A 5,158-nucleotide genomic window follows, 5' to 3' on the forward strand; every position below is an offset into this window, starting at 1 on the left:
TTAAGTCGAAAGAAGTACGGCTATTATGCAAGTTACTTTTTGCCATGTCTATTCCTCCTTTTATTTATGAAAAGGCTCTCATCTATTGGTAGCGACTTTTCTCCAGTTCTAATCATAACGTAGTCTAGTTTATAAGTAAATTACATTAAAATTATAGGATGTGATAAGTAATTGTTATGACCTTACAACATTTCGATTGTTTTTTTCAATTGCTTTAAATGTCTTTTTTCATGAAGTCCAACGAATGGAAACCACTGTATTAATGGTACGTGTCCAAAAACAGGATGTTTGAATGATTTTTCACGGAATACTTCTTTTGTGCTTGATTCATATACATCTAATAGGAAGAGACGTGAATCATGAAGCTCTTTTTTCATCTCTAATTTTAATTTGTAATCTTCAGTTGGCACAGTATACCCTGGCGCCTCTACTTTTATTAAGCGGTTTGTAGAAAGTGCTATCGGTTTTTTCATCGATTTAGGACTCTCTGGGTTTTTTAATTCCCTCGCAATATTGGTTGCAATGACTGTTTCCATTCGAACTAGATGTTCAAATATTTGTTTTGGAGACCATCCTTCATTTGATGGATTCTTGTTAAATTGCTCATCTGTTAATCCATCAATGGTTTGAAATAGCTCTTTACGAATTTCATTATTATCTTCTAAAAACATCTTTATCTCTCCTTTGACTAATACAAAAAGCGTTTCCTTTGTTGTGGTGAAGGCAAAAAGCACGATTCGTTTTGACGAATTAAGCGATGTCGATGTTTTGCAACCAATCGATAAACATAGTCGCATAACGTCCTTGGTACAAAGTGTGCGTATTTTGCATAACGGTATGGTGCTTTCAAATAAGTTGTAAGTGCAAACACTGCATCAGATTCAACTAATAGCTCTTTTCCCTTAAGAACAACAATTGAATCAATCGATTTTAGATTGGGGTGTTGTTTTTTTAATTGATAGGCAAGTTCACTATCAAGTGCTGCGAAAAAGATTTCTTCAGCCCGTTCATGTTGTAAAATGAATTGGACTGATTGTTGACAAAAACCACAGCTTCCATCATAAAAAAGAACTGGGGATTTAGTTTCCATAAATTTCACCTTTTATTCTTATATTACTTGAATCGACAAATAAACGACAATATAACGTTTTCAATCTTCACTTGGTATGCGACAATGATTTGGTAGAAAGGACGATTACTTAATGATAAACACTACTCTTCAAAAACTTACCCCTTCGTACGATCCTTGGGAAGCTTATTCAGATATAGAAAATCACGGAAAGCTTACACTTTCTAATATTGAATTTACGACAACGACACTTTGTAACATGCGCTGTGCACATTGTGCAGTAGGGTATACATTACAAACGAAAGACCCAGAGGCATTGCCTTTTGATCTTTTACGTCAACGTTTAGATGAAATTCCGCATTTACAGACGCTCAGCATAACTGGTGGCGAACCGATGTTATCCAAAAAATCGGTGACAAATTATGTCCTTCCACTGTTAAAATATGCACATTCGCGCGGTGTTCGCACACAAATCAACTCGAATTTAACATTAGACCCAGAGCGATATATGTTAATTGCTCCTTATTTAGATGTATTACATATCTCTCATAACTGGGGAACGGTGGACGAGTTTGTTGAAACTGGCTTTGCAGTTATGGAACGAAAACCTTCCTATGATCAACGTGCTAAACTTTTTAATCGCATGATTGAAAATAGCCGTATGTTATCTGAAGCAGGTGTCATGGTTTCTGCAGAAACTATGTTAAACAAAAAAACCTTACCTTATTTAGAACATATACACCGACAAGTGGTAGAAGAAATGAAATGTGCTCGACACGAAATTCATCCTATGTATCCATCTGACTTCGCTAGTAGTTTGACATCTTTGACACTTGAAGAAACACGTCAAGCAATTCATCATTTGCTTGATGTTCGAGATAAAAACACTTGGATGCTGTTTGGTACATTGCCATTTTATCCATGTAGCTCAAGTGCTGAGGATCGCAACCTTCAAGCAAGACTAAAAGACGAGTTGAATGTAACGGTTCGAAATGATCCAGATGGCCGTTCCCGTTTAAATATCAATATCTTTTCTGGCGAAGTCATTGTCACTGACTTCGGTGACGCGCCTGTACTAGGCAATCTAAAAAATGATTCTTTGCCAGCCATATTCGATCAATGGTTAGATTCCCCTCTTGCTAAAGAGTTAAATTGCCATTGTCCAGCCGTCAAATGCTTAGGTCCTAACGTATTAGTGAAAAACATGTATTACAAGGACCACATATTTGAAAGTGGTTCTGTAAAGTGAAAAAGCAGCCATTGATAACGTGTTCCGTTTTGAAGTACAAAATCACAAAGCAAATGTAGTCGCAATAAAATTAACACCAGACTTGGTTTGAAAAAACTCAGAGCATAGAAGCTCTGAGTTTTTTTATTTATCGGCTTATTGAACTAAAGCACCCGTTAGTTTAAGAAAAAATAGAAAAAAAACTTAATCATGTTGTTTAACCTTTGAATACCATTCCCAATACAGATTACCTTCAGCACTAATCATTCTGTCTAGCCAAGTATTTAAATCACAATAAAAATCAATTGTTTCAATACCATCCAAAAGGATATTCTCTTTACCTGCCTGATTTACTTTTGAATAGTCAACTAAAATAGGTCCAATATCGATTACATAACCTATTGGATAGCAATTCTGCTTAATATAGGTGCTGAAATTGTAATTAAGCATCTTATTATATTCACGAATCAATTCTTCTAATGAATATAGACAAAAGGAATATCCATATTCATAGGTAAAGAATTCAGCACCATTATGAAGTAACAAAAATTCCTTGTGATTTTTTGGAAGAATCAACCCGTTTTCAATAATAATTCTCTCTAATTCTTCAATCGTAATTGGATTTTTGAACAGAAAACCCTTCTTCGGATAAATTCCAAAGCTACTTTGTACATGTAATAAACTATTTTCGTCTAATCGTGTTTTCAATGTTGCCAAGATATTAGAAATTGAGAACTCATTCAATAATATACACCTCTTCATTGAAATGGATATTGATTCTATATTGAACATTCGTGGTTTAATAAAAAATCTCCTTCTTAAACTAACCTGCCCCGTTAGTTGAATAAGAAAAAGAGCTGAATAGCAGCCCGATGATCTTCAAATAAGCACCCGTTAGTTAAAGAAACAAACTGGATATTTTTAAATTCGTTTTTAATTAGACCATTCATTTATTTAATATAATATTTCCGTTTTCATCAAATGCCGTCCAACTTTGGTTTTTATCAAGGCTAGGATGTTTCATGCCCCCTTGAATTGGAACCCCTCTATTACTAATAAATACTATGGCTCTATCCGATGTTTTATCGTAGTTGTACTGATACGTTATATTTTCTTCATCTTCAAATTTGTAATGAATTTCCCATCTACCTGTTCCATTCATAAACGAATTCTTTTGGGATACTTTGGTTTTGTCGATACCCTGAGCTGCCATATACGTATCGATCCGTTCTTCCGCTAATTTTTCATGAGCAGGAAAAATTATATACCAGATAATAGCAATTCCTATAACGATTAATAGGAATTTGCTGATAATTATTTTAATTCGCATGAGGAAACACTTCCTTTGAGCCCCATATTACCACAGTAACCTTCTTCAAGTAACCTGCCCCTTTAGTTCAATAAGAAAAAAAGCTTTACCCTTCTTGAAGTAAAGCCCCCGTTAGTTGAAGAAGAAATTACTTCTCTTAGCTGAGGACCCAGATTTTTCCTAATAAAGCAAGTCAATGTCTTTAAAATAATTTATTCTGTTTCAAATTCAATGTCTAAATCTGGTCTTTTAAGTTTGAATTTAATTTTTTTATGTTTTAGGATATAAAGACCCCCTAAGACCCCTCCTATACTTAATGCTTTTTCAGGGTGTTTCCTTATCGCTTCCCCAAACGCTTTACCTACTTCAGCAACGGCTACCCCTACTTCTTTCATCTTTTCAACATTAGGAATAACTTTGTTTATTTCTGACATGTCTATACCACTCCTTCTTTATAATTTAGATATATCTAATATACCATTTTAAGGAGTTTTAATAGTAAAGAATTATAATTGGATATAGAATTGGAAGCGATATCCAGGCAGTTACTAAAATAGTAAAGTTTTTGGTTATGTTTCTTGTACTGAGTTAATACTTTAATTGTAATTGAATTAACCTGCCCCGTTAGTTGAGGAAGAAACTGGATGATTCGTCCGTCAAACATCTATTCAATCGCTGAAACGGGTTTTATATAGCCTACATAATAGGTTGACATAACAACCGGATTTAGGTAGTGATCACCTTCGGTTCGAATGGGTTGTCAAAAAAGGCAACCGTCCAGATAAGACGATAATCTACCGGAGCCCCGGGATATTCGATGAACTCCATTCAAAGCATCTACTCATCAATCCCTATTGTTAGCCATATATTTAAACAATATAAGGAGGATGAGTAGATCATGCAAACAAAAGAAATGCGCTTAAGGCGAATCCAACATCTTGCTCATGAAATTATGGATGAGATGAATGTAAGGAAAGAGCTAAGACAATTTGATACATTAAGACTTGTGATTGATAATCTATCCCGGGCAATCGGCGATTTATCAGATCCATTGGGTGATTATTCACTCGACTATATAGAAGAAAAAGTGGGGAATGCGCATTGCCTGCTATTTAAAACCCCAAAAAAGATACACTTTCATCCTTAACTCCTCAGCAGAGCTTAGCTTTTAATACATATAGTAAGAATCAGAATAAAAAGTACCAGACACCTTAAATTTGTTAATGATAACAAGCAATAAAACACAGAACGGCCACTACCAAAATAGGTAGTGGCTTTTTATTATCGTTCGTACCCTCTTTTCATCGAATCCCTCTGAATCTGCTATTCCTTTTTCCTTTAGTCTGTTCCTGCTGTCTTTGCATTTGTTGTCTATTTGCTTCTCGGCTAGCTTGTTCACTACCTTGTAGCATTGCATCCAATATGCCTAAACTTCTGCTTACTGGCTACGCTTGTGATTGGATAAAAAGTACTTTGGCTTTCAATTTTTCCAATGTTTGTGTTTGTTTGTTCCAGTCGTCTATGCTCCTTGTTGAACTAATGCTGATGATAC

The 5,158-nt window shown here is 34.9% G+C and carries 7 protein-coding genes; 2 read left to right on the forward strand and 5 right to left on the reverse strand.

Going from position 1 to position 5,158, the window contains the following annotated elements:
• Positions 1-182: 182 nt before the first annotated feature.
• Together AC1DOS_RS17730 and AC1DOS_RS17735 are read right to left on the reverse strand one after the other, a co-directional pair.
• Complete coding sequence (locus tag AC1DOS_RS17730; protein WP_108586998.1) at positions 183-671, reverse strand: DinB family protein; 489 nt, start codon at positions 669-671, stop codon at positions 183-185.
• Between the two features lie 17 nt (positions 672-688).
• The gene (locus AC1DOS_RS17735) at positions 689-1,090 is read right to left on the reverse strand and encodes a thiol-disulfide oxidoreductase DCC family protein (RefSeq protein WP_108586997.1); all 402 of its coding nucleotides are present in this window, start codon (positions 1,088-1,090) and stop codon (positions 689-691) included.
• Between the two features lie 112 nt (positions 1,091-1,202).
• Here AC1DOS_RS17735 and yfkAB point away from each other — a divergent pair, with 112 nt between their 5' ends.
• Positions 1,203-2,318 carry a radical SAM/CxCxxxxC motif protein YfkAB gene (gene yfkAB, locus AC1DOS_RS17740; protein ID WP_477538566.1) on the forward strand — a complete coding sequence of 372 codons (1,116 nt, stop codon included), beginning with the start codon at positions 1,203-1,205 and terminating at the stop codon, positions 2,316-2,318.
• A gap of 183 nt (positions 2,319-2,501) precedes the next feature.
• On the opposite strand, the gene AC1DOS_RS17745 is transcribed toward yfkAB, so the two are convergent.
• From AC1DOS_RS17745 to AC1DOS_RS17755, 3 genes are all read right to left on the reverse strand, one after another.
• Positions 2,502-3,041, reverse strand: coding sequence for an SMI1/KNR4 family protein (locus tag AC1DOS_RS17745; protein ID WP_477538567.1), 540 nt, complete (start codon positions 3,039-3,041; stop codon positions 2,502-2,504).
• Between the two features lie 202 nt (positions 3,042-3,243).
• The gene (locus AC1DOS_RS17750) at positions 3,244-3,627 is read right to left on the reverse strand and encodes a DUF3139 domain-containing protein (protein ID WP_477538568.1); all 384 of its coding nucleotides are present in this window, start codon (positions 3,625-3,627) and stop codon (positions 3,244-3,246) included.
• Positions 3,628-3,818: 191 nt separating this feature from the next.
• Positions 3,819-4,040, reverse strand: coding sequence for a hypothetical protein (locus AC1DOS_RS17755; protein ID WP_477538569.1), 222 nt, complete (start codon positions 4,038-4,040; stop codon positions 3,819-3,821).
• 464 nt (positions 4,041-4,504) lie between these two features.
• Here AC1DOS_RS17755 and AC1DOS_RS17760 point away from each other — a divergent pair, with 464 nt between their 5' ends.
• Complete coding sequence (locus tag AC1DOS_RS17760; protein ID WP_108586989.1) at positions 4,505-4,753, forward strand: hypothetical protein; 249 nt, start codon at positions 4,505-4,507, stop codon at positions 4,751-4,753.
• Positions 4,754-5,158 lie beyond the last annotated feature (405 nt).

Source organism: Paenisporosarcina sp. P5_A11 (assembly GCF_056400705.1).